Annotated in this window: 16 protein-coding genes; 1 reads left to right on the top strand and 15 read right to left on the bottom strand. The window is 57.9% G+C overall.

The window, feature by feature from the left end:
• Positions 1-126: 126 nt before the first annotated feature.
• The 15 genes from BQ5379_RS09145 to BQ5379_RS09075 all read right to left on the bottom strand — a co-directional run bounded on the left by BQ5379_RS09145 (position 127) and on the right by BQ5379_RS09075 (position 20,209).
• Positions 127-1,620, bottom strand: coding sequence for a 2-isopropylmalate synthase (locus BQ5379_RS09145; protein ID WP_071135150.1), 1,494 nt, complete (start codon positions 1,618-1,620; stop codon positions 127-129).
• 148 nt (positions 1,621-1,768) lie between these two features.
• Positions 1,769-3,064 (bottom strand): MATE family efflux transporter, encoded by a 1,296-nt coding sequence (locus BQ5379_RS09140; RefSeq protein ID WP_071135149.1) that lies wholly within the window; start codon positions 3,062-3,064, stop codon positions 1,769-1,771.
• A 350-nt stretch (positions 3,065-3,414) separates the two neighbouring features.
• Entirely contained in the window at positions 3,415-5,457 is a 2,043-nt protein-coding gene (locus BQ5379_RS09135; protein WP_449560052.1) for a dipeptidyl-peptidase 3 family protein, read from the bottom strand.
• A gap of 91 nt (positions 5,458-5,548) precedes the next feature.
• Positions 5,549-6,499, bottom strand: coding sequence for a PliI family lysozyme inhibitor of I-type lysozyme (locus BQ5379_RS09130; RefSeq protein WP_143039438.1), 951 nt, complete (start codon positions 6,497-6,499; stop codon positions 5,549-5,551).
• A 90-nt stretch (positions 6,500-6,589) separates the two neighbouring features.
• Positions 6,590-7,099 carry a PNPOx family protein gene (locus BQ5379_RS09125; RefSeq protein WP_071135146.1) on the bottom strand — a complete coding sequence of 170 codons (510 nt, stop codon included), beginning with the start codon at positions 7,097-7,099 and terminating at the stop codon, positions 6,590-6,592.
• Positions 7,074-8,375, bottom strand: a complete 1,302-nt coding sequence (locus BQ5379_RS09120) for a M23 family metallopeptidase (protein ID WP_159431242.1) — start codon at positions 8,373-8,375, stop codon at positions 7,074-7,076. The genes BQ5379_RS09125 and BQ5379_RS09120 overlap by 26 nt, the downstream gene beginning before the upstream one ends.
• A gap of 69 nt (positions 8,376-8,444) precedes the next feature.
• Positions 8,445-9,362 (bottom strand): YitT family protein, encoded by a 918-nt coding sequence (locus BQ5379_RS09115; RefSeq protein ID WP_071135144.1) that lies wholly within the window; start codon positions 9,360-9,362, stop codon positions 8,445-8,447.
• 35 nt (positions 9,363-9,397) lie between these two features.
• Entirely contained in the window at positions 9,398-12,142 is a 2,745-nt protein-coding gene (gene leuS / locus BQ5379_RS09110; RefSeq protein WP_071135143.1) for a leucine--tRNA ligase, read from the bottom strand.
• 46 nt (positions 12,143-12,188) lie between these two features.
• Positions 12,189-13,943, bottom strand: a complete 1,755-nt coding sequence (locus BQ5379_RS09105) for a S41 family peptidase (protein WP_143039437.1) — start codon at positions 13,941-13,943, stop codon at positions 12,189-12,191.
• A 15-nt stretch (positions 13,944-13,958) separates the two neighbouring features.
• Positions 13,959-14,414, bottom strand: a complete 456-nt coding sequence (locus BQ5379_RS09100; protein WP_071135142.1) for a hypothetical protein — start codon at positions 14,412-14,414, stop codon at positions 13,959-13,961.
• Between the two features lie 120 nt (positions 14,415-14,534).
• Positions 14,535-16,217, bottom strand: coding sequence for a DNA repair protein RecN (gene recN / locus BQ5379_RS09095; RefSeq protein WP_071135141.1), 1,683 nt, complete (start codon positions 16,215-16,217; stop codon positions 14,535-14,537).
• Positions 16,218-16,230: 13 nt separating this feature from the next.
• Complete coding sequence (gene coaBC / locus BQ5379_RS09090) at positions 16,231-17,493, bottom strand: bifunctional phosphopantothenoylcysteine decarboxylase/phosphopantothenate--cysteine ligase CoaBC (RefSeq protein WP_071135140.1); 1,263 nt, start codon at positions 17,491-17,493, stop codon at positions 16,231-16,233.
• A 36-nt stretch (positions 17,494-17,529) separates the two neighbouring features.
• Positions 17,530-17,862, bottom strand: coding sequence for a DNA-directed RNA polymerase subunit omega (locus BQ5379_RS09085; RefSeq protein ID WP_071135139.1), 333 nt, complete (start codon positions 17,860-17,862; stop codon positions 17,530-17,532).
• A gap of 17 nt (positions 17,863-17,879) precedes the next feature.
• Entirely contained in the window at positions 17,880-18,989 is a 1,110-nt protein-coding gene (locus BQ5379_RS09080; protein ID WP_159431241.1) for an outer membrane protein assembly factor BamD, read from the bottom strand.
• A 143-nt stretch (positions 18,990-19,132) separates the two neighbouring features.
• Positions 19,133-20,209, bottom strand: a complete 1,077-nt coding sequence (locus BQ5379_RS09075) for a TolB-like 6-bladed beta-propeller domain-containing protein (protein WP_143039436.1) — start codon at positions 20,207-20,209, stop codon at positions 19,133-19,135.
• 260 nt (positions 20,210-20,469) lie between these two features.
• Here BQ5379_RS09075 and BQ5379_RS09070 point away from each other — a divergent pair, with 260 nt between their 5' ends.
• Positions 20,470-21,732 carry an aminotransferase class I/II-fold pyridoxal phosphate-dependent enzyme gene (locus tag BQ5379_RS09070; RefSeq protein WP_071135136.1) on the top strand — a complete coding sequence of 421 codons (1,263 nt, stop codon included), beginning with the start codon at positions 20,470-20,472 and terminating at the stop codon, positions 21,730-21,732.
• The last annotated feature ends 110 nt before the right edge of the window (positions 21,733-21,842 follow it).

Below are 21,842 nucleotides of genomic sequence, written 5' to 3'. Positions count from 1 at the left end.
GTTGTATGTGTATATATCTGTAAAACTTCTGATTCATTCGTTTCCCCCGCTACAGCGACCGGCGACCCGATCCTGCCGCGAGGGAAAACTTCCGGCGGGGACATTCAGCCCGTCCCGCGACGGACATTAGGCCAGCGCCTTGTTGACCCCGTCGATATAGGCTTCGACGGCAGCCAGCGTAATATCGGAATTGATGGCGAACCCGTGGACGGAGGTTTTGCCGTACACGAGCTGCATGTGGACACGTCCCAGGTCGTTCGAACCTTTGGTCATGGCCTGGATCAGGAACTCCTGCAGGGTGATTTTGTCTTTGATGATCGTGCGGATGGCGTTGATCGAAGCGTCGATCGGCCCGTTACCGGTAGCCGTAGCGGTCACTTCGCTGCCGCCGATCTGCACGCGCACCGTAGCGGTCGGAACGAGCGTTCCAGAGAGCACCTGCAGGTAGGTCAGCTGAATGTGGCGATCCTTTTTCTCTTTGGCACCGACCAGCGCGAGCAGGTCTTCGTCCTGAATATTCTTGTTGTTATCGGCCATCACAAGGAATTTCTCGTAAGCCTTGGCCAGCTCGTCGCCTTCGAGCAGATAGCCGAGTTGTTCGAGCCGATGTTTCAGCGCGGCACGACCACTGCGAGCGGTGAGCACGATGGCGTTGTCGGCCAGTCCGACATCCTCGGGATTCATGATCTCGTAGCTTTCGCGATTCTTGAGCACGCCGTCCTGGTGGATCCCCGACGAGTGCGCAAAAGCATTACGGCCGACCACAGCCTTGTTGGCCTGTACCGGCATGTTCATCAGGCTCGACACCAGACGGCTGGTCGAGGTGAGCCGTTTCGTATTCACATCAGTATCAATTCCCAGTTCCTTGTGGCAGCGGAGCGCCATGACCACCTCTTCGAGGGCGGTATTACCGGCGCGTTCGCCGATACCGTTGATCGTACACTCCACCTGACGGGCACCGGCGGCAATCCCGGCCAGCGAGTTGGCCGTAGCCATACCGAGGTCGTTGTGGCAGTGGGTCGAGAGGATAGCGTTATGCACGCCGTCGACATGTTCCATCAGATAGGCAATCTTGGCGGCATATTCGGCAGGGAGACAGTAACCGGTCGTATCGGGGATATTGACCACCGTGGCACCGGCCTTGATGACCGCCTCGACGACACGCGCCAGGTATTCATTGTCGGTACGTCCGGCATCTTCGGCGTAAAATTCGACATCCTCCACGAAACGTTTGGCATACTTTACGGCAGCCACGGCCCGCTCGAGGACCTCTTCGCGGGTAGAGTTGAATTTATAACGGATGTGTTCGTCGGAAGTACCGATTCCGGTGTGGATTCGGCCGCGTCGGGCATATTTTAGCGCATCGGCAGCCACTTCGATATCTTTCTGCACGGCACGCGAAAGCGCGCAAATGGTGGGTTGGGTCACCGCTTTGGAGATCTCGCGCACCGAGTTGAAGTCACCCGGGCTGGAGATCGGGAAACCCGCTTCCAGCACATCGACACCCAGTAGTTCGAGTTGGCGGGCCACCTCGATTTTTTCCACTGTATTAAGCTGACATCCAGGGACTTGTTCACCGTCGCGCAGCGTTGTGTCGAAGATATACAATTTATCTGCCATATGATTTTTCGATTTTAGAGCACGTAAAAGTACTCACCGAAAATCCGCTCGCATCACAGGCAATGAACATTTCTACGACACCAAAAGCACACCACCACACCTTACAAGATTGATTAATAACAAGATACAACAAAACAGGCCCCGACTCCTAACCCAGAATTCGGCGTTTGGAGAGGGCCAACTGCACCACACCACGCATCAAAAGGTATGCCAGGAACGCGATCCAGAGCCCGGCGTTGCCCAAAAGGGGCATCAGAACGGCATAAACGGCAAAAAAAACGATTGTCGCGCAGAACATCGCGTTCCGCATGATCCACGTGGCCGTGATACCCACCACGATGCCGTCGAGGATAAAGGCCAGGAAGCTGCACACCGGGACCAGCACGGCCCACACCGCATAGTCCCTCGCCGCATCGAGAATGGCCTCGCTGGAGGTAAAGATCCGCAGAATCTGCTCCCCGGCCACCGCATAGAGCAGCGTAAAGAAGAGCATCACCACCACACCCCAGCGCAACAGGCCCCGCACGGCACGGTGCAGCATGGGAGTGTTTCCCGCGCCGCAGTAACGCCCGGCCAGCGCTTCACCCGCATAAGCGAAACCGTCCATCATGTAGGAAAAGAGCGTAAAGAGTTCCAGCATGAGGGTATTGACCGCCAGCAGCGTATCGCCCATCCGGGTCGAGGCGATGGTAAAGTAGGTAAAGACCGCCACCAGACACAGTGTCCGAAGGAAGATGTCGCTGTTGACCTTGAAGAAACGGCGCATGACGGGCCACGAGAGCACGCCGCTGCGCCGAAACGTGTCGCGACGGAAAAAGCGTCCGTAGTAGCGCCGGATGATGAGCAGCGCCAGCGCCACCCCGCTCCACTGCGCGATGACCGTTCCGAGCGCGACGCCCTCGATGCCCATGCCGAAGAGCCGAACCGCCGCCAGACTGCACCCGATATTGACAACATTGATTCCGATGGAGATCCACATCGGCGTCCGCGAGTTTTGCATCCCGATGAACCACCCCGTAAAGGCGTAGAGAGAAAGGGTTGCCGGCGCCGCCCAGACCCGCACGAGGAAATAGCGTGAGGCCGCCTGTTCGACCGCCTCGCTGCCCTCCATCACTCCCATGGCCAGCCGCACGACCAGCAGTTGCAGCGCCCAGATAACCAGTGCCACAGCCACCGCCACGCTCAGGGCACGGACCAGCACCCGCGCCGCCTCGTCGAAATTCCGGGCGCCATAGGCCTGCGCCGTGAAGCCGCTGGTACCCATGCGCAGGAAGCTGAAGTTCCAGTAGAGGAAATTGAAGATCGTCCCACCGACGGCGATACCGCCGATCAGGGCATCGTTACCCAGCCGGCCGACGATGGCCAGGTCGACCATCCCCAGCAGCGGGATCGTGATGTTGGAGACGATATTGGGAATCGCCAGAGCGAGAATTTTTCGATTCATCTCAGAAAGTCATTCATTCTTACCACAGCATAGAGACCTCAACCGCAGGCCCCGCCATTCAAAACAAGCGTCGCCGGAGAGTCTCCTCCCCGACGACCGTTCAGTCGCACGTCATCAGCCAGGCATCCGACGAGCTCCAGGATGTGGCTGCCCCGGGGGGCAGCCTCTGGAAAAATTTTTGGTGCCGCTTTTTATAAAAAGCGGCAGTTCGATGCGGGTAGTGCCTTCTCCCTCTCAATCCTCTCAATCCCCCTTTCTCCTCCTTCACCCATCTCTTTCAATCTTCCCCATTCACTCCCGGTCCACACATTCCGACAATCTCACCTCTCCGCACCGGAGGCCGGAACGGGTTAGTTCCGGTTCGGCAGGAACGAATAGTCCGACGAATAGGTCAGCATCTGCTCCACGTAATCCATCGGATACTCGATCTTCACATCCTTAATCTTGCCGTTTTCGTCCAATACCGGCACATAGCGCGGGTTCACGAAGCCCGAATAGGGAGCGATGTCGAGAGCGGCGTAACGTTTCAATACCTCGGCATGGAGCGTCGGGTCGACCTTCACCCCGTAATCTTCGACCAGCTTCATACCGGCTTCGAAGTCACCTTCGGACTTGATCCGCTGAATCTCCTTGAGCAGTTCGCCGAACAGACCGCGCAGTTTTTCGTAGTCATTGACCACCACATACGTTTTGCCATTCTCTTGCACGAATTCGACCACGCGATCGGCCTTGCCGTGTTCGTAGACCCAACCGGCCACCAGCGCACGGTTACGCATGTGGGCCTCTTCGATGTTTTTGCCCGGTTCGATACGGGTGAGCTGCGTCATCAGCCCGTTCATCATATAGTTGTTATACTCCGCCTTGGCCACATCGAGCGTGGGGATCACGCCCAGTTCGACCATCTTCGGATCATCCATGAAGTAGAGCGCAAAGAGGTCGGCGCGGGCCTCTTCGAGCGTCGAACCGTAGTTTTTCAGCTCATCGCCCTTGGTACCGGGAGCCAGCTGCCCCGAACCGTGACCGAGACATTCGTGCAGGTCGGTGTGGAGGTTGTTGCCGACCGCACCCCACTTGGCACGCAGTTCGCGGTCCTCGGGACGGAGGATGAACTCTTCGGCAAAACCGTTACCGGCCGCAGCCGCATCATAGGCAGCCGTGATGTTGGCGATGGTCACGGATTTCGAACCGTGGTCGCGGCGGATCCAGTCGGCGTTGGGCAGGTTGATCCCGATCGGGGTCGAGGGATAGCAGTCTCCACCCAGCATGGCCACCGTAATCACCTTGGCCGACACCCCTTTTACCTGCGGTTTGCGGTACTGCGGGTCAATCGGCGAGTGGTCTTCAAACCACTGGGCATTGTTGCTGATGATCTGCGTCGTTTTGGTAGCCTCGAAATCCTTGAAGTTCACGGTCGACTCCCACGAAGCCTTGTATCCGAGCGGGTCACCGTAGTTTTCGATAAAGCCGTTCACGTAGTCCACGGTCGATTTGGTATCTTCGACCCAGGCGACGTTGTACTGGTCGAACAGTTTCAGATCGCCCGTCTTGTAATATTCGATCAGCGTACGGGTATAGGCCTCCTGCTCGGGAGTATCGGCCACGGTAGCGGCCAGTTCGAGCCATTTCACCACCTCGCGGATAGCCGGGCCGTACATGCCGTCGGCCGACCAGACGCGTTCTACGATCTTACCGTTTTTATCCTTGACCAGCTGGCTGTTGAGTCCGTAGGAGACGGGCGTTTTGTCGGTCGTATCGGTCAGAGCCGTATAGAAGGCCTCGGCCTCTTTCTGGGTCACGCCGCTGTAATAGTTGCAGGCCGACGCGGCCAACATGTCGATGCCGGCGGTCTGGTCGACCCGTTTGGGATAGAGGTTCGGATCGAAGATCACCAGTTTCACGGTATCGAGCAGCGTACCCTGAATGTCACCCAGCTTTTCGGCCGGGGTGGTAGCCAGCAACGCGTCAAAATAGTCGGCGCTGAATTCGGGTTTGAACTTGTCGCCCGAGTAGTGGTGGTGCACACCGTTGGCGAACCACACTTTTTTCAGATACTTTTCGAAAGCTTTCCAGTCGGCGCTGTTTTTGTCCCCCGTATAGGTGGTGTAGATCGCCTCGAGGGTCCGGCGCACCGGCAGGTTGTACTTGCAGTTCTGATCGAACAGGATGTCACGTCCCGACACGGCGGCCTGGCTCAGATAATAAATGAATTCCTTTTGCCGCGGGGTGAGGCTGTCGAAATCGGGCACCTGATAGCGCAGGACGTTAATGTCGTCGAAGCGGTCGATTTGCCACTGGAAGTTGTCGGCCGTGGCGTCCGACGTGCCGTTTTGGTTACCGCCGCAACCGGTGGTCAACAGAGTTGTCATAAGCATGGTGGCCGCAAGGCCTTTGATCTGTTTCATATCTGTTTTGAATGTATTTTCACTGCAACACGTGAGCGCCTCAACTGCCGGAACAGAGACTTTTGATCGGACAGCAGGAAGGCTAAAATTCGAGGACCTGGTCAATTTTCAGCGTACGACCCGCTTCACCGTCGACCATCCGGTACTGGATCTGCCGCATTTTGCCGCTACGTTCGGCCAGGGGGACATTCGGGTCGCCAATCGGGAAACGGCGACAGAACGTATTTTCCACAATCGCCATTTCGTCGTGCCCGATATAGTCTTTGGCATACTCGGGCGTATCGGCCAACTCGGGCAGGTAGACCTGGCTGAGCGATTTGCCGTTGTTGGGCGAGTAACCAATCAGCGAACCATAGCTGCCGCTGCCGTCCGAGACCAGATAGACGAGCAACTCCGGGTAGGAGTCCGTATTCAGATCACCGATCTCGATATTGGCCACCGTGTAACCCGTCAGATCGTGCACAAGCGTATCCTGCACGACGGTCAGCCCTTCGGGAATGATCCGCAGGATTTTATCCTGCATGGCGATGGTATAGGCAATATCGCTGCCGGGATAGGTCAACCGCATCCCGTCAAAATTCGGTTTCAGCTGCGTCTCGTCCAACGGTTCGTGGAGTTTGACATAATCCCCGGCGAGCGTCGCACCGCCAGAGCAGAAGTAGTGTAACAACGTTTCGTCCTGTGCCGAAATCGACAACGTATCGGCCTCAGCGGTCAGATAGATCTGCTGATCGCCATAAGTAACCACGAGCGTATCGCCGGTCGAGGAGAGCCGTGCCGGGCTTTGGAACGTACAGGTGGGTTTCTTGCGATCGGCCCGCGAGCGAACCCGTACATCGGCCGACGTATCGGAAGTAGCGCGAATCGACACCACGCTCCAATCGTATCCCTCGCCGCGTCGTGCATAGTCGGTCGTCACGAAATCGCCCTCGTAGTCATTCATACTCTTTGTTTGCGACGATTGCGACCCGGAGCCGCATGCAACGGCCATTCCGGAAATCATCAGCGCGGCCAAAACGTGTACTTTACTCATGGTAATATATGTTTCGTTAGGGGGTAATCTCTGACTCCGCCGCTCACGTTTCCCAAATCCGAGGGCATAGCCGATGCGCCCCGCGCTCAACTATTTTTTCATGTTCTCGAGCGGCGGCCAGTGGAGTTTGGTCCCGAATCCGAGCGTATTATCGGTATATTTCAGCCGCGAGAGCCGCAACACCCACAGGTCGCTGAGCATAATGGCGGCAAACGGGAATCGTTTGAGATAGGCGTTTCTGGCCTTTTCGGTCAACTCCGCCGACGAGGCAGCGGCCAACACCGTTCCCTGCAACTGCAATCCCTGCAACCGTCCGACGACCTTCGACTCCAGCACCACCGACCCGGCCACCCGGGGCTGGGTCGAAAACATTGCGGCATGCCGGGTCGCAACGGGCGAGGTGAAGACCAGCGCACCGCCCGGGAACTCTTCCGAGGGAGCGAGAGTAGCATAAAAGAGGTTACAGCACCACAACTCCCCCACCTCGTCCGCCGTGGCGAGCGTCATCACGCGATGCCGTCCGATGAAGCGCAGGATCCGTTCGTCGGGGCGCTCCTCCGCACCTGTCGCGTGGCTATTGTTTTCCGTGTCGGTTGCCATAATCGTTCAACACTTTATCGACATCACGTTTCATCTGTTCGAATGCCGCTTTGTTACCCGCTTTGATCGGGGTGCTGGGCGGCGACACATTGCTCAACGGATTGACATACCGACCATTTTTCTTGAGTCGGTAGTCCAGGTGAGGACCGGTCGAAGCGCCCGTATTGCCCGAGTAGGCAATAATTTGCCCCTGGGTCACGCGCTGCCCCTGTTTGACGTTGAAGCGGCTCAGGTGCAGGTAGGCCGATTCGTATCCGTTCGCATGCTTGAGCCAGATACGGTTCCCGCCGCCGAAGGGATCCCAGCCACGCTTGGTGACCACCCCGCTGGCAACGGCCCGCACCGGAGTTCCGACACTACAAGCGTAGTCGACACCGTTATGCTGGCGGCGCACCCGTTTGATGGGATGGACGCGCGATCCGAAACGCGACGTCACCCGGGCGTTAAAGCTCAGCGGCGAGATCAGGATGGCCTTTTTCAGGTTGACCCCCTTGTCATCCCAGTATCCCCACTCGTCGTCCTGGTAGAAACGATAGGCGAGATAGGTTTTCCCGACATGGGTGAACTCCACGCCGTAGACTGGGCCGACACCGATGCTGGTCGTATCGATAAACATCTCTTCATAGACGACGCGGAATTTGTCGCCTTTCTGAAGGGCGTAGAAGTCGATGGTGTACTCGAAGATCCGGGCCATGCGGTTGGCAAGGTCTTCGGGTAAATTATTTTCAGCTATAGTCGCAAAAAGGGAACTGGAGATTTCCCCTTCGGCATAGCGTTCCTCGCTGGTGACCTCTTTTTGCTCTACTTTGACAAACAGGCTGTCACACAGGCCGAAGGTCACATAGTCGGTTTTGTTGCGTTCGTAGACCAGGTAACAGAGATTCTGCGAGCTGTCCGGGGTCAGAAAAGCCGTATAGGTCTGACCGGCACGAATATCGCGGAGATTGAATTTACCCTTGGAGAGTTCGATCAGGCGATTCACCACCGGATACTCCACGTTATAGCGCTGGCCGAGCAATCGGGAGAAGGTTTCACCGCTCTCGATTTCGCCGCGTTCGACGTAGAAGTCATCCACAGGGAGGCCGTAAACCTTATTCTGCGGTTTCAGGACGATGGAGTCGAGCCGGGACATCACCTCCACCGACGGTAGCGTCTCAGCATCAAACTGGTCCGGCGTGGAGCTGGACGAGCATCGTTTGACACACAACAGGATCCCCAACACGACAATGACGACCAGCAGCACCAGGAACACCAGCATCAGCGGGTGTCGTTTCACTGCTCGACGAAAAAGTCGGGAATAGGTCGAGGGCTGTTTTATGGGGGATTCTTGAGTCATGTTCAGTATTTACTTGGTTTTCAGCACATCGAACCCTTCGCCGAAGACACCCATGACGCTGGCTTGCGTGATAAAGGCTTTGGGGTCAATCTCCTTGATGATTCGATAGATACCCGACGCTTCGCCGCGTCGGCAGATGACGAGCACCACCTTCTGGGGCGTTCTGGAGTACCAGCCCGTCGCATCGAGGATGGTCACCCCGCGGTGCACGTCGTGGATGATCCGTTCAGCAATCTCTTCGTACTTGGACGAGAAGACCATGATTTGCGACGACGATTTGCTTCCGGAGAGCACCATATCGATCGTCGTCCCGGTCGTGAAGAGGATCACGTAGCCGTAGATCACGCTGGGCAGATCGTGCAGCACGAAATAGGAGCATCCGATAATGACCACATCCATCAGCATGATGAGCTTACCGAGACTGACGTTTCGGTACTTGTTGATAATCATGGCCAGAATATCGGTTCCGCCCGAGGAGCCGCCCACCGAGAAACACATGCCGATCCCGGCACCGGCCATACCACCTCCCAGGATTGCCGACAGCAGTTTGTCATTCGAAAGCCCCATCAGGTCGGGCGGAATGATCTCCTGCATGACGGTCAGCATGGCCGAGGTGTAGATAATGGCATAAATGGTCTTGGCACCGAAGCGGGGACCAAGAATCCAGAAACCAAATATCAACAAAATGACATTGGCCACCAGGTAGGTCACACCTACCGGGATGCCGCCCTGTCCGGCGGCATCGCTGGTGGCGTAATAGACGATGGTACCGATACCGCCCGTTCCGCCGCCAGACATTTTGGCCGGGATCAGCAGCGCCGTCCAGGCAAAGGAGTACATCAACAGCCCCAACGAGATAATGATGTAGGCACGGATTTCGTGCAACAGGTCTGCTTTTGTAATCCGGGGTTTAGGCAGCGGTTTCATGGCAATATCCTCCAGTTAATTCGGTAAGGCGTGCATCAGCACACCACGTTAATAATCTTGCGCGGGACGACAATGACCTTGCGGATGGTTTTGCCGTCGGTATATTTGGCCGTCTGGCTGTCGGAACGGATCGCGTCGGCAATCTGATCCGGAGTCAGCGACAGGTCGAACGTGCGCTTGAAGCGCATCTTGCCGTTGAACGACACAGGGTACTCGAACGACGATTCGACCAGATACTTCTCGTCATACACGGGATAGGGCGCATCGCACACCGATTCCGAGTCGGCATGTCCGAGCGGCCCGTGCCAGAGCTCTTCGGCGATGTGCGGAGCGAACGGAGCCACCAGCGCCACCAGCGGTTCAAGCACCTCGCGCGAAGTGGTCTTGTGGTCATAGAGTTCGTTCAGGCAGATCATGAAGGCGCTGACCGAGGTATTGAACGAGAAGTTCTCGATATCCTCGCCGATCTTCTTGATCGTTTTGTGGAGCGTCTTGAGTTCGGCGTCGGTCGGTTTGGCGTCATCGGCCCCCTCGACCAGACGCCACAGACGGCGCAGGAACTTGTGCACACCGTCGATCCCGTTCGTATCCCACGGTTTGGACTGTTCGAGCGGGCCGAGGAACATTTCGTACATGCGCAGCGTGTCGGCCCCGTAGTTTTCGACGATCATGTCGGGGTTGACCACGTTGAACATCGACTTGCTCATCTTCTCGATGGCCCAGCCGCAAACGTATTTGCCGTCTTCGAGAATGAACTCGGCTTCGGCAAATTCGGGACGCCACGCCTTAAAGGCTTCGAGGTCAAGGATATCGTTCTTCACGATATTGACATCGACGTGGATCTCCTGGGTCTGATACTGATCCTTCAGGCCATAAGATACGTAAGTATTCGGGTGATCCACCACGCGATAGACGAAGTTCGACCGTCCCTGAATCATCCCTTGGTTGACCAGTTTCTTGAACGGTTCGTCCTGACAAACGTAACCCAGGTCGTAGAGGAACTTGTTCCAGAAACGGGAGTAGATCAGGTGGCCGGTGGCGTGTTCGATACCGCCGACGTAGAGGTCGACATTTTCCCAGTAGCGGTTAACCTCGGGATCGACCAGCGCCTGATCGTTGTGCGGGTCCATGTATCGGAGGTAGTAGGCCGACGAGCCGGCGAAACCGGGCATGGTGCTGGTTTCGTATTTCCACCCGGCCACACGAGCCAGCGGCGGCTGACCGTCATGGGTCGGCGTGAAGTTGTCGGTCTCGGGCAGCAGCAGGGGCAGCTGCTCTTCGGGAACGAGCTGCGGAATTCCGTCGGCATCGTACCACACGGGGAAGGGTTCGCCCCAGTAACGCTGGCGGCTGAAGATGGCGTCGCGCAGACGATAGTTGACCTTCTTGTGGCCGATACCACGCTCTTCGATGGCACGGAACATGGTCGGGATGGCCTCCTTGACGTCGAGCCCGGTCAGGAAATCGGAGTTGATGAGTTTACCCTCTTTGGCATCGTAGCTGCCTTCGGTCACGTCGCACTCGATAATGGGAATGATCGGCAGGTCGAAGTGACGGGCAAAGGCCCAGTCGCGGCTGTCGTGCGCCGGCACGGCCATAATGGCACCCGTTCCGTAACCGGCCAGCACATAGTCGCTGATCCAGATCGGGATTTCGACCCCGTTGAAGGGGTTTACGGCATAAGCGCCCGTAAAGACGCCGCTCACCCGTTTGGTGTCGGCCATACGTTCGCGTTCGCTGCGTTTTTTGGTTTCGGCGATATAGGCTTCGACCGCCTCACGCTGTTCGGGGGTGACGATCTGCGGGATGATGGTGTGCTCGGGGGCCAGCACCATGAAGGTCACGCCGAAGACGGTATCGGCACGGGTCGTAAAGATTTCGAGTTTGTTCTCTTCGGGCTGTCCCTTGATGGGGAAGAACATGGTGGCACCGGTCGATTTCCCGATCCAGTTGCGCTGGATCTCCTTGAGCGATTCGCTCCACTCCAGGCGATCGAGTCCGGCGAGCAGGCGTTCGGCATAGGCCGTCACGCGCAGCAGCCACTGCCGCATGAGTTTCTGTTCCACGGGGAAACCGCCGCGCACCGAGAGCCCGTCCTTGACCTCGTCGTTGGCCAGCACCGTACCGAGTCCCTCGCACCAGTTCACGAGCGTATCGGCCTGGAAGGCGAGCCGGTAGTTCATCAGCACGTCAGACTGCTGTTTGGGGGTATAGCCTTTCCACTCATCGGCCGTAAAGCTGAGCTCCTTGCCGCAGGCCACGTTCAGCCCTTCGGTACCCTGCGCCTCGAAGCGGGCGATCAGTTTTTCGATCGGGAGGGCACGGTCGGCTTCGTTGTCGTAGTAGGAGTTATACATCTTTTCGAAAGCCCACTGCGTCCATTTGTAGTATCCGGGGTCGCAGGTGCGGACTTCGCGGTCCCAGTCGAACGAGAATCCGATTTTGTCGAGCTGTTCGCGGTAGCGGGTGACGTTCTGTTCGGTGGTCACGGCCGGATGCTGTCCGGTCTGGATGGCGTACTGCTCGGCGGGCAGACCGAAAGCGTCGTACCCCATCGGGTGCAGCACGTTGAACCCTTTCTGCCGTTTGTAACGGCTGAAGATGTCCGAAGCAATGTATCCCAGCGGGTGACCGACGTGCAGGCCGGCTCCCGACGGATAGGGGAACATGTCCAGAACATAGTATTTGGGCCGCGACGGGTCGGCTTCGACGTGATAGGTACCGGCCTCAGCCCAATGCTGCTGCCATTTCCGCTCGATCTCTCTGAAATCGTATTCCATTTCGTATCTTAAGTTTTTTCTGAATTCCAGTTTCGTTTCTCGTTTACTATTTTTTGTCCGTATCCTGCGTGGTGACGATACGGGTATACTCCGCCCGATCCAGCAACAGGTCGGCTGCCGTGCGGGCCGTTTTGTCCCTGCGGAGCTGATATTCGATCCGACCGGCATCGTAGTACCAGCGCATCATGATGGCATCGGCCAGCACCGTGCGGATTTCAGACTCGAAGGCTTCGAGTTCAGCCTGTTGATCGTCCTTGATCTTGTCAGCGATGGCATCGAGTTCGGCACCGATCCGATCGGCATACTTCTCGCGCTCGGCCATTGCCCGCAACTGTTCGAGCAACCGCTCGGTACGCGATTCGTAGACGAGGGGCCGGTCGGCCATCATGCGGCAGAAGGCGGCATAGGTCGAATCATCGACCACGAAGTCGCGCTGCGGAGCGTGCTCCACGGCATAGCGGTTGGCAAAGTCATCGACATAGCCCGAACCGATCAGAATGCCTGTAAATTTACTCAAATATTCGACAGGTGTTTTCCTGTCGGGCATAATTCCTCCCCCGTCATAGACGGTTCGTCCGGCAGCGGTCCGGAACGAGCGGATCAGCGAGTCGGGCACGGTTCCCACGCTGCCGTCCTCGTTTCGGTGGCTGTAGTCCACGGCCTGGATACAGCGTCCGCTGGGGGTATAGTACTTGGCCGTAGTAAGCTTGACGTAATCGTTTTTCCCCACCGGATGGGTCGACTGCACCAGCCCCTTTCCGAAACTGCGCTGGCCGATGATCACGGCGCGGTCCAGGTCCTGCAACGATCCGGCGACGATCTCGCTGGCCGAGGCCGAAATGCTGTTGACGAGCACAGCCAGCGGCACCTGCGGAGCGACCGGTTCGCCGACGGTGCGGTAGGTGGAGTTCATTTCGGGCATCCGCCCGCGGGTCGTGACGACGGTCGTGTTTCGCGGCGTAAAGAGTCCGACAATCTTCACCGCATCACCCAGCCCCCCGCCGGTATTGTCGCGCAGGTCGAGAATCAGCCCCTGGAGCGGCGCCTGTTTCTGGAGCGTTTCGAGCGCCCGTCGCACCTCGGCCGCACAATTTTCGGTGAAACCGTTGAGCCGGATGTAACCCACGGAGTCCGCTCCGAGCGAATCCTTCACCCAGCCGAAATAGGGAACGGCGGGCATAGTGATCCGTTCGCGTTTGATGGCGACGGTACGTGTCGTGGTGGTATCGGCAATGGGGCTGATCACCAGCGTCGCCACGGAACCGGCCTTGCCTTTCATCCGTTCGCTGGCGAACTGCACGTCGTGCCCTTGCATATCGACCCCGTCGACCGAGAGAATCCGGTCGCCGGCCTTCAGCCCTGCCTTGTCGGAGGGGGCTCCACGGTAGGGTTCGGCCACTTCGATCCATCGGCCATCGGTCGATTTACGGATCAGCGCGCCCAAACCGGCATATTTGCCGGTGGTCATGGTCTCGAAGTCGGCCATCTCCTCAGCCGGCAGATACTCGGTATAGGGGTCGAGCCCTTCGAGCATCGCATCGCTGGCATCGCGCATCAACCGGGCGGGCGAGGTGGTATCGACGTAGTTCAGATTCACCTCGCGGAAGATATTGAAAAAAGTTTCCATCGACTGTCCGATCTCCAGGTCGCGACGCTGCTGTGCGATCGCGCTGCTATCGACGGGCAGTTGTTCGGCCCCCCGTTTTCGGGCCGAGGCTGGTTGCAGGGCACCGCCCCACAGGATAGCGGCCAGCAGGCCGAAGGTGATATGCCGGGTTACGCTCATGAATCTTCTGCTCACTCTCTTTTCGTTTCGTTATGCGATGTAGGTGCCCATGCGGAAGGCGGCCCGCACCACCTCTTTGCGGTTTCCTTCGATGTAGGAGACCCCGTCGGCATCGGTGGTGATTTCGACCTGGTCTTCCCACATCATGGTCAGTTTCTTGGCGGTCGAAGTCGCTTCGAAGAGCATGTGGTCGGCACCATGATTTTCTGCATCGATCCGTTTGAAACCGCACATGGCCATGATGCGTTCCACATCTTCCGCACGCGAAGCCGCGTTGAAGGTCAACCGTTTACGCGTAAAGCCGAAGAAGGGATAGAGCAGGGCGAAAATCACCACCACTCCGAGGAACATCAGTCCGCGCGAGGTGCTCCACAGCACATCGATGGGCGAGGCGCTGCCGAAAGCACGGAGCAGCGCAAAGAGGATAAAGAAGAGGATAATCAGATAGACGGCATATTTGGCTGCCCGGATCGGATATCGTTTCATGGTGTTATTAAGGTTTTACGTCCATTCAATTTTCAGGTGGGAGGCCGGTCCCGCCGGTTCGCATCGGCCGCCCGGCTCGAAAACACCGAAACGGGGCGAGCAAAAGCGAATTCCGGATGATCAGGAGCGTTTGAGCAGCTCCCGGGCCTGCGTGCGCGCCGCCTCGGTGACGGCGCTGCCGCTCAGCATGGCGGCAATGTGTTCGACACGTTCTTCGGGCTCCAGCAGCCGGATGTGGGTACCGCCGCCCTGTGCCGTGTCCTTGTATACATAGTAGTGGTAGCTGCCTTTCGAGGCGACCTGCGGCAGGTGGGTGATGTTGAGCACCTGCATCGAGTCGCCCATGGCGGCGATGATTTCCCCCATCTTGTCGGCCACCGAGCCCGACACACCGGTATCGATTTCGTCGAAGATGACGGTGGGCATCCGGAGACTGCGGGCGACCAACCCCTTGAGGGCCAGCATCACGCGCGACATCTCACCACCCGAGGCCACCTGTTCAATGGGTTGCGGTGCCGTCGTAGCGTTCCCGCTGAAGAGCATGGCCACCTGATCGGCACCCGTAGGGGTCAACGTCTCGACAGGGGTCACCTGTACCTCGAACGCGCCGCCGCGGATTCCCAGATCGGCCAGCGTCTGCATCACATGACGCGCAATCAGGGGCGCGGCTTTCCGACGTCCGGCCGAAATACGGTCCGCCTCGCGACGGGCCTCGGCTTCGAGCTCGGCGATCTGCCCTTTCAACGCTTCGACGTGCTCGGCGTCGGCCTCGAACTGCTGCAAGCGGAGGTCCAGTTCGCTCCGCAACCGCATCAATTCGCTTTCGGCCTCCGACTCGTCGATCCGATACTTCCGACAGAGGGTATAAATCTCGTCCAACCGTCCGTTGACCGCAGCCAACCGCGCCGGGTCGATATTCACAGCGTCGCGGCGACGTTCGAACTCCTCGGCCAGATCCTTCAGCTCCAAGAACACGGAGTTGAGCCGCTGGCTCAGCTCGCCGGCTTCGGGATAGTTGTCCGCAATGCGGTTCAGGGTGCTCCCCATCGTTTTGACGGCAGCATTGATACCGCCCTCCAGCGGGCCGTTGTCGGCCGTGAGCATTCCGGCACAATAGTCCAACCCCTGCGCGATCTCCTCGGCATGGGTCAGCATGTTCTGCTCAGCTTCGAGCTCCTGCACTTCGCCGTCGCGCAGGTTCAGCGCTTCGAGCTGCTCAAACTGGTATTGCAGGTAATCGCGCTCCTTGAGAGCCGCCTCACCGGCCTCCTGCAACCGGAGCAGCTCCGCCCGCATGGCATTCAGCCGTTTGTAGCGGGCCGCATATTCGGCCACGGCGGGAAGCTGCCCGGCGACGGCATCGACCAGATGGGTCTGAAAACCGGTACCGGCCAGCAGCAGGGTCTGGTGCTGCGAGTGGATATCGACCAACCGCTCGGCCACCGCCCGGAGCGTGGCCAGATTGACCGGCACGTCGTCGATAAAGGCGCGGCTCTTGCCGGCAGCCGAGACGCTGCGGCGGATGGTGATTTCGTCCGCCCAGTCGAGGTCGTTTTCCTCGAACAGCGGAGCCAGGTCGTCACGGTAGTTGCGGATATCGAACAGCGCTTCGATCACGCACGACGCCGCACCGTCCCGAATGACGGAGGTGTCGGCCCGTGCGCCGCCCAGCAGCGACAGAGCTCCGAGCAGGATCGACTTCCCGGCGCCGGTCTCCCCGGTGATGATGTTCAGACCGGGGTGAAACGCGATGTCGAGCCGTTCGATAATGGCGTAGTTCTCTATTTTCAGTTCCCGCAACATGGCTTCATGAGGTTCAGGAGCGGCAGCCGCCGAATTTCCGGCCGATATACTCGGCGATGTCTTCGGCGACAGCCATTTTCGACTTCAGCGGCAGCGACAGATGCGGCAGATCGGGGTCGCGGTCGATGATGGTCACTTTATTGGTATCGGTGCCAAAACCGGCTCCTGCATCGCGGAGCGAGTTCAGCACGATGGCGTCCAGATTTTTGGATTCGAGCTTCTTCTGAGCGTAGGCCACTCCTCCACCCTCGTCGGTGGCGGCGGCCGTCTCCAGCGCAAAGCCCAGAGTCACCTGACCAGGTCGTTTGATCCGTCCCATCTCGGCAGCGATGTCGCGCGTGGGCTTCAGTTCGAGGATCAACGGACGATCCGGATGGTGTTTGTGCTTCTCCTCGGCCGGATGGGCCGGGGTATAGTCGGCCACGGCGGCACAGAACACGGCACCGTCGGCTTCGGGGAAGAGACGCGCACAGGTCTCATACATTTCGGCAGCCGATGGGGTGCGGAACAGCTCGATGTTGTCGTAAAAACCACCGAGCGTAGCCGTGGCGTGGCCGCTCACCAGCATCACGCGGGCACCGCGGGCCGCCAGCGCTTCGGCGATGGCATAGCCCATCTTGCCGGTCGAGTAGTTGCTCACGAAACGCACGGGATCGATGGGTTCGACGGTGGCACCGGCCGTGACGATGATTTTCTTGCCGCGCAAGGGCGAATTTTCCGTCTCGCTCAGCATGAAACGCGCCGCGAGGTAGCGGACGATTTCGGCAGGTTCGGCCATGCGCCCCTTGCCGACCAGCCCGCTGGCGAGTTCACCCTCCTGCGGTTCGACAATGCCGACACCGTCGCGGTCACGAAGGATGCCGAGGTTCTGCTGCGTGGCAGGATGGCGATACATGTCGAGGTCCATGGCTGGAGCCACGCTCACGGGGCAACGGGCCGACAGGTAGGTGCAGAGCAGCAGGTTGTCGGCCACTCCGTGCGCCATTTTGGCCAGGGTATTGGCCGTGGCTGGAGCGATCAGGTAGTGGTCAGCCCACTCGCCGAGCGAGATGTGTGAGTTCCAGGCTCCATTGGTGGGGTCGAAGTTGTCGATCAGGATGGGGTGCTTGCAGAGGGTGGCCAGCGTCAGGGGGGTGATGAAGTCCCGAGCCGCCTGCGACATGACCACGCGCACCTCGGCTCCCTCTTTGACCAGCAATCTAACAAGCATAGCCGCTTTATAGGCGGCTATGCTTCCTGTGACTCCCAGCAGGATATGTTTTCCTTGCAGTGACATGGGGGACAATGGGTCGAAGCGGATGCTTCGTGTTTACTACTTATCGTTCGCTTTGGGGTTACGTTCGCGGTAACCGATTTCGCCTTCGAGGAACTCTTCGATCGCGATGAGGGTCGGTTTGGGCATCCGTTCGTAGTGGCGCGAGATTTCGATCTGTTCGCGGTTTTCGAAGGTCTCTTCGAGGTTGTCCGAGGCAAACGAGAATTCGGAGAGTTTGCTGGCCAACTCCTGTTTGATTTCGCTGTTGATCTGGTTGGCCCGTTTAGCGATGATGTTGACCGTCTCGTAGATGTTGCCCGTAGCGGCGTCGAGGTCGCTCAGTGTCCGGGTGACCGTATTGGTCGGGACGTTCTGGGTTTTGATGTCCATAGTCTATGGCGTTGGTTTTATTCTTTATTTTCCGATTTCTGTTCTTTGCTGGTCGCGGGAGTCATTTTGCTGTCGCTCCGACGGCTTCTGGAATCGCTTTTCTTCAGCTTCTTGGCTTCGGCCTTGATCTGAGCCTGCTGAGCCTTCAACGCATCCTGATCCTGTTTCAGCTTGATCTTGGCCTGGCTGCGTTCCACCTGGTCGGTAATGGTCCGCAGGTTGGCTTTCTGCTGTTTGATGCTCTCCTTGAGGCTTTCGGCACCCACCCGATTCTTTTCAATATCCACCGAGGTCTCCTGGTTCTGGTCCACGTAGTTCTGCGACTCGGTGAACATCTTTTCCAGATCCTTCTGGTAACTGGTGTTGTTCGGGAACTCGCTCTTGAAGTTGTAGTAGGAATCGACCATCTTCATATAGCGGTCGAGCTTACGCGACGGAATACTGTTCTTGGCGTAGTTGTACCACGATTTGCAGATCAGGTACATCATCGTTTCGCGATAGGGCGTTTCGGGCTTATCCTTGAGCGAGTAGCGGAGCGCGGCCACCGAAGCGGCATACTGACGCAGTTTGAAGTAGAGCGAAGCGTTGATAAACTCTTTTTCGTAGAGCCGGTCCTGCAATTCCTGCAGAATTGCACGGACGTCTTCGGTTTTGATGCTTTCGGGATAACGGTTCAGGTACTCGTTGAAAGCGATCATCGCCTTATGGGTTTCAGACTGGTCACGTTCGGCCGGACGCGACAGGTGGTAATAGCACATGGGCAACAGATACTCGGCCTCTTCGGCAAAGGGGCGGCGGGCATAGTTTTTACGATACTGGTCGAACCCGTCGGCTGCGACGTCGTAGAGTCCCTGATTATAGTACGCCTTCGAGGTGTAAAAGAGGATCGTATCGGCCCGGTCGCTGCTGTAGAGGTCGTTGTAAACCGCCTCGAAATAGACCGTTGCGTTTCGGAACTTTTTGGTGCGATAGGCTTTCAGCCCCGCCTGATATATTTTTTCGGTATCACCGCTTTTGAGCAGTTTGTTCATTCCCCGGCCGAACGCCAGACTTCCCACCGCATCCACCGTCACAACGGCCGCCAGGAGAAGAGTAATGCGCAGGTATTTCATCCGCAAGTCTCTCATAAAATGGGTTATGTGCATATTTGTATCAATTTACAAAGGTAATAAACTTTTCGGAATGCACGTGGAATCGATCAACGACACCCAATAAAAAACGCCTCGATTCCGGAAGAACCAAGGCGCAGAACGCAAGACGACCACCGGGTCTAATCCGGCAACGTGAACCGGAACAGGAGCGGCTCCCCGCTCGAAGGGTCGGTGGCCTGACCGTAGAGATAACGACCCTGCGGATCGGCATGAAGCATGTAGACCGGCACATCCAGGCGGAGGCTCCCGACCGGATTGCCCTCCCAGTCGTACACGCGGACCCGATCCGAGTTGGCACCACCGGGTTCGGGATGCTCAAAAGTTCCCCCGACATACAACACAAAAATATGCTCGCCGTTGGCGGCGCACCGCACCGGACGGGGCGAGTCGGGCCGAGCGACGGCATTGACCCCGTCGGGCCGAACTTCATAGAGCGGATATTCATCCAGCAACACATTGCGCTCCGTAACAGCGCGCGCCACCGTATCCACCGTAAAAGTAAAAACATACTTTCCACTTCCCCGCGAAGCATAGACGAATTTCGGCTCCGTCGGATGTTTGACCAGCATACCCGCGTAAGCGGCGGCTTTGGCTATGGTTCCCGCGTTTTGGCCGTCATCGGGATAGGGGACACCCAACGGACAGAGCGTATCGGGCGTACCGTACCAGAACATTTCGTCCCGCGGGTCGAAACACTGGACGACGAAGTTCTGCGAATCCACAAAGAGGAGCTGACTGAACAAAGCCGTATTCTGTCCGCTCACCGGCTGCCGTTCCCAGCGTGCCGGCTGCCCAAGCAGCGCCTCATCGCGCAGCGGAAAGCTGAAGCGAAAGTTATCGCCGCCCATGTAACCGAACACCCGCAGCGAACTGTCAGCCGGGAAGTATTGCAGGTCGGCATACAGCATGGCTTCGGCAGGTCCCCGCCCTTTTCGCAGGAACGATTCCCGCATGAGCAGGCTGTCGCCCCGGACGACAAACTTCATGCAGATCGGGTCGGTATCGATGCAACTGACAAACAGGGTCGTGTCCACAGCGACCAGACTGGCAACACTGCCGAGCAGCGTATCGGGTTTCAGCACCTGATGCGTGAGGGGCGTTTCATGGGCAGCCCAATCGAAATCGGCCTGCTTTTGCGGAGCCGACGCACAGGCCGTCAACAAAGCAGCCCCCAATCCCCATACAATGTTTTTCATACTCCAATAAGTTAGGGTTATCATCTGACACACAGCACCCAGCCGGACAGCAGACCATCCACGCCGTGCAACCTTTGCCTCAACCGAAAGATAGCGTATTTTTCGCAATATTTCCACCGGAAGCCCCCGTATCTTCCCCCCGGACGAGCTACATAACAACAAAATACGATTTTATACTTACCCGAAACGCGGATAGCGGAACTGAAAAAAGGCTACCTTTGTCCCAAAATTTTCCGTTAAATCATCAAATTTACCATACAGTGGATATTTTCGAACGAATCAAAAAGGATGCCGGCGGCCCGATCGGTCAATACCAGAAGCTGAGCCACGGCTACTACTCCTTCCCGAAACTCGAAGGCCCCATCGGTCCCCGGATGATGTTCCGCGGCAAAATGATGCTGAACTGGAGCCTCAACAACTACCTTGGCCTGGCCAACCACCCCGAAGTGATGGCCGCCGACGCCGAAGCCGCCCGTGAATTCGGGATGGCCGCCCCGATGGGCGCCCGCATGATGAGCGGACAGACCAAATACCACGAAGAGCTGGAACGCCGTCTGGCCGCCTTCGTACATAAACCCGACGCCTTCCTGCTGAACTTCGGTTATCAGGGTATGGTATCGATCATCGACTGCCTGGCCACGGCCCGCGACGTAATTGTTTACGACTCCGAAGCCCACGCCTGCATCATCGACGGTCTGCTGATCCACAAAGCCAAGGGCGGCAAACGATTCGTTTACCACCACAACGACATGGCCAAATGCCGTCAGATGCTCGAACGCGCCTCGAAACTGGCCGAAAAACAGGGCGGCGGCGTGCTGCTCATCACCGAAGGCGTATTCGGTATGAAAGGCGACCTCGGTAAACTCGACGAGATCGTGGCCATGAAGAAGGACTTCAACTTCCGCATCCTGGTCGATGACGCCCACGGCCTCGGCACCATGGGTAAAACCGGCGCCGGTACGCCCGAACACTTCGGCGTCGAAGACCAGATCGACGTACACTTCGGCACCTTCGCCAAATCCTTCGCCGGTATCGGCGCCTTCGTCGCTTCCGACCGTGACATCGTCAACTACCTGCGCTACAACATGCGTTCGCAGCTCTACGCCAAATCGCTGCCCATGCCGATGGTGAAAGGCGCCATGAAACGCCTCGAACTGATCCAGACCCATCCCGAATATCGCGAAAAACTCTGGACCATCGTTCGCGCCCTCCAGAAAGGCTTCGTCGAAGCCGGTTTCGACATCGGTGTGACCCAGTCGCCCGTGACCCCCGTCTACATGAAAGGCGGCGTGGAAGACGCTACGAATATCGTGGTCGATCTGCGCGAAAACCACAACCTCTTCTGCTCCGTGGTCGTTTACCCCGTGATCCCGAAGGGCGAGATCATCCTGCGCATCATCCCCACCGCCGTTCACACCCTCGAAGACGTGGAATACACCCTCAACGCCTTCAAGGCATGCCGCGGCAAACTCGAAGCAGGCGAATACCACAAACCCATCCAGAACATGGCCGACCCGATGTAATCCGTCGGGCCCCGATTACTCTCAGAGCTCTTTCCCCACGGCGGGAGAGAGCTCTTTTTTTGCGGCCACCCTCCAACACCGCCTTACGGTTCTCGCCCCCCATTCAGCAC

It is taken from the genome of Millionella massiliensis, assembly GCF_900104655.1.
Lineage (GTDB): Bacteria > Bacteroidota > Bacteroidia > Bacteroidales > Rikenellaceae > Rikenella > Rikenella massiliensis.
The sequence above is the reverse complement of the archived record's forward strand: the minus strand, read 5'-3'. Positions and strand labels throughout refer to the sequence as shown.

Excerpts from the sequence above, each read along its gene's own strand:
- BQ5379_RS09130 (WP_143039438.1), bottom strand. The coding sequence starts at position 6,499 with ATGAGTAAAGTACACGTTTTGGCCGCGCTGATGATTTCCGGAATGGCC.
- BQ5379_RS09145 (WP_071135150.1), bottom strand. The coding sequence starts at position 1,620 with ATGGCAGATAAATTGTATATCTTCGACACAACGCTGCGCGACGGTGAA.
- leuS (WP_071135143.1), bottom strand. The coding sequence starts at position 12,142 with ATGGAATACGATTTCAGAGAGATCGAGCGGAAATGGCAGCAGCATTGG.
- recN (WP_071135141.1), bottom strand. The coding sequence starts at position 16,217 with ATGTTGCGGGAACTGAAAATAGAGAACTACGCCATTATCGAACGGCTC.
- BQ5379_RS09140 (WP_071135149.1), bottom strand. The coding sequence starts at position 3,064 with ATGAATCGAAAAATTCTCGCTCTGGCGATTCCCAATATCGTCTCCAAC.
- BQ5379_RS09075 (WP_143039436.1), bottom strand. The coding sequence starts at position 20,209 with ATGAAAAACATTGTATGGGGATTGGGGGCTGCTTTGTTGACGGCCTGT.
- BQ5379_RS09085 (WP_071135139.1), bottom strand. The coding sequence starts at position 17,862 with ATGGACATCAAAACCCAGAACGTCCCGACCAATACGGTCACCCGGACA.
- BQ5379_RS09100 (WP_071135142.1), bottom strand. The coding sequence starts at position 14,414 with ATGAAACGATATCCGATCCGGGCAGCCAAATATGCCGTCTATCTGATT.
- BQ5379_RS09125 (WP_071135146.1), bottom strand. The coding sequence starts at position 7,099 with ATGGCAACCGACACGGAAAACAATAGCCACGCGACAGGTGCGGAGGAG.
- coaBC (WP_071135140.1), bottom strand. The coding sequence starts at position 17,493 with ATGTCACTGCAAGGAAAACATATCCTGCTGGGAGTCACAGGAAGCATA.
- BQ5379_RS09080 (WP_159431241.1), bottom strand. The coding sequence starts at position 18,989 with ATGAGAGACTTGCGGATGAAATACCTGCGCATTACTCTTCTCCTGGCG.
- BQ5379_RS09115 (WP_071135144.1), bottom strand. The coding sequence starts at position 9,362 with ATGAAACCGCTGCCTAAACCCCGGATTACAAAAGCAGACCTGTTGCAC.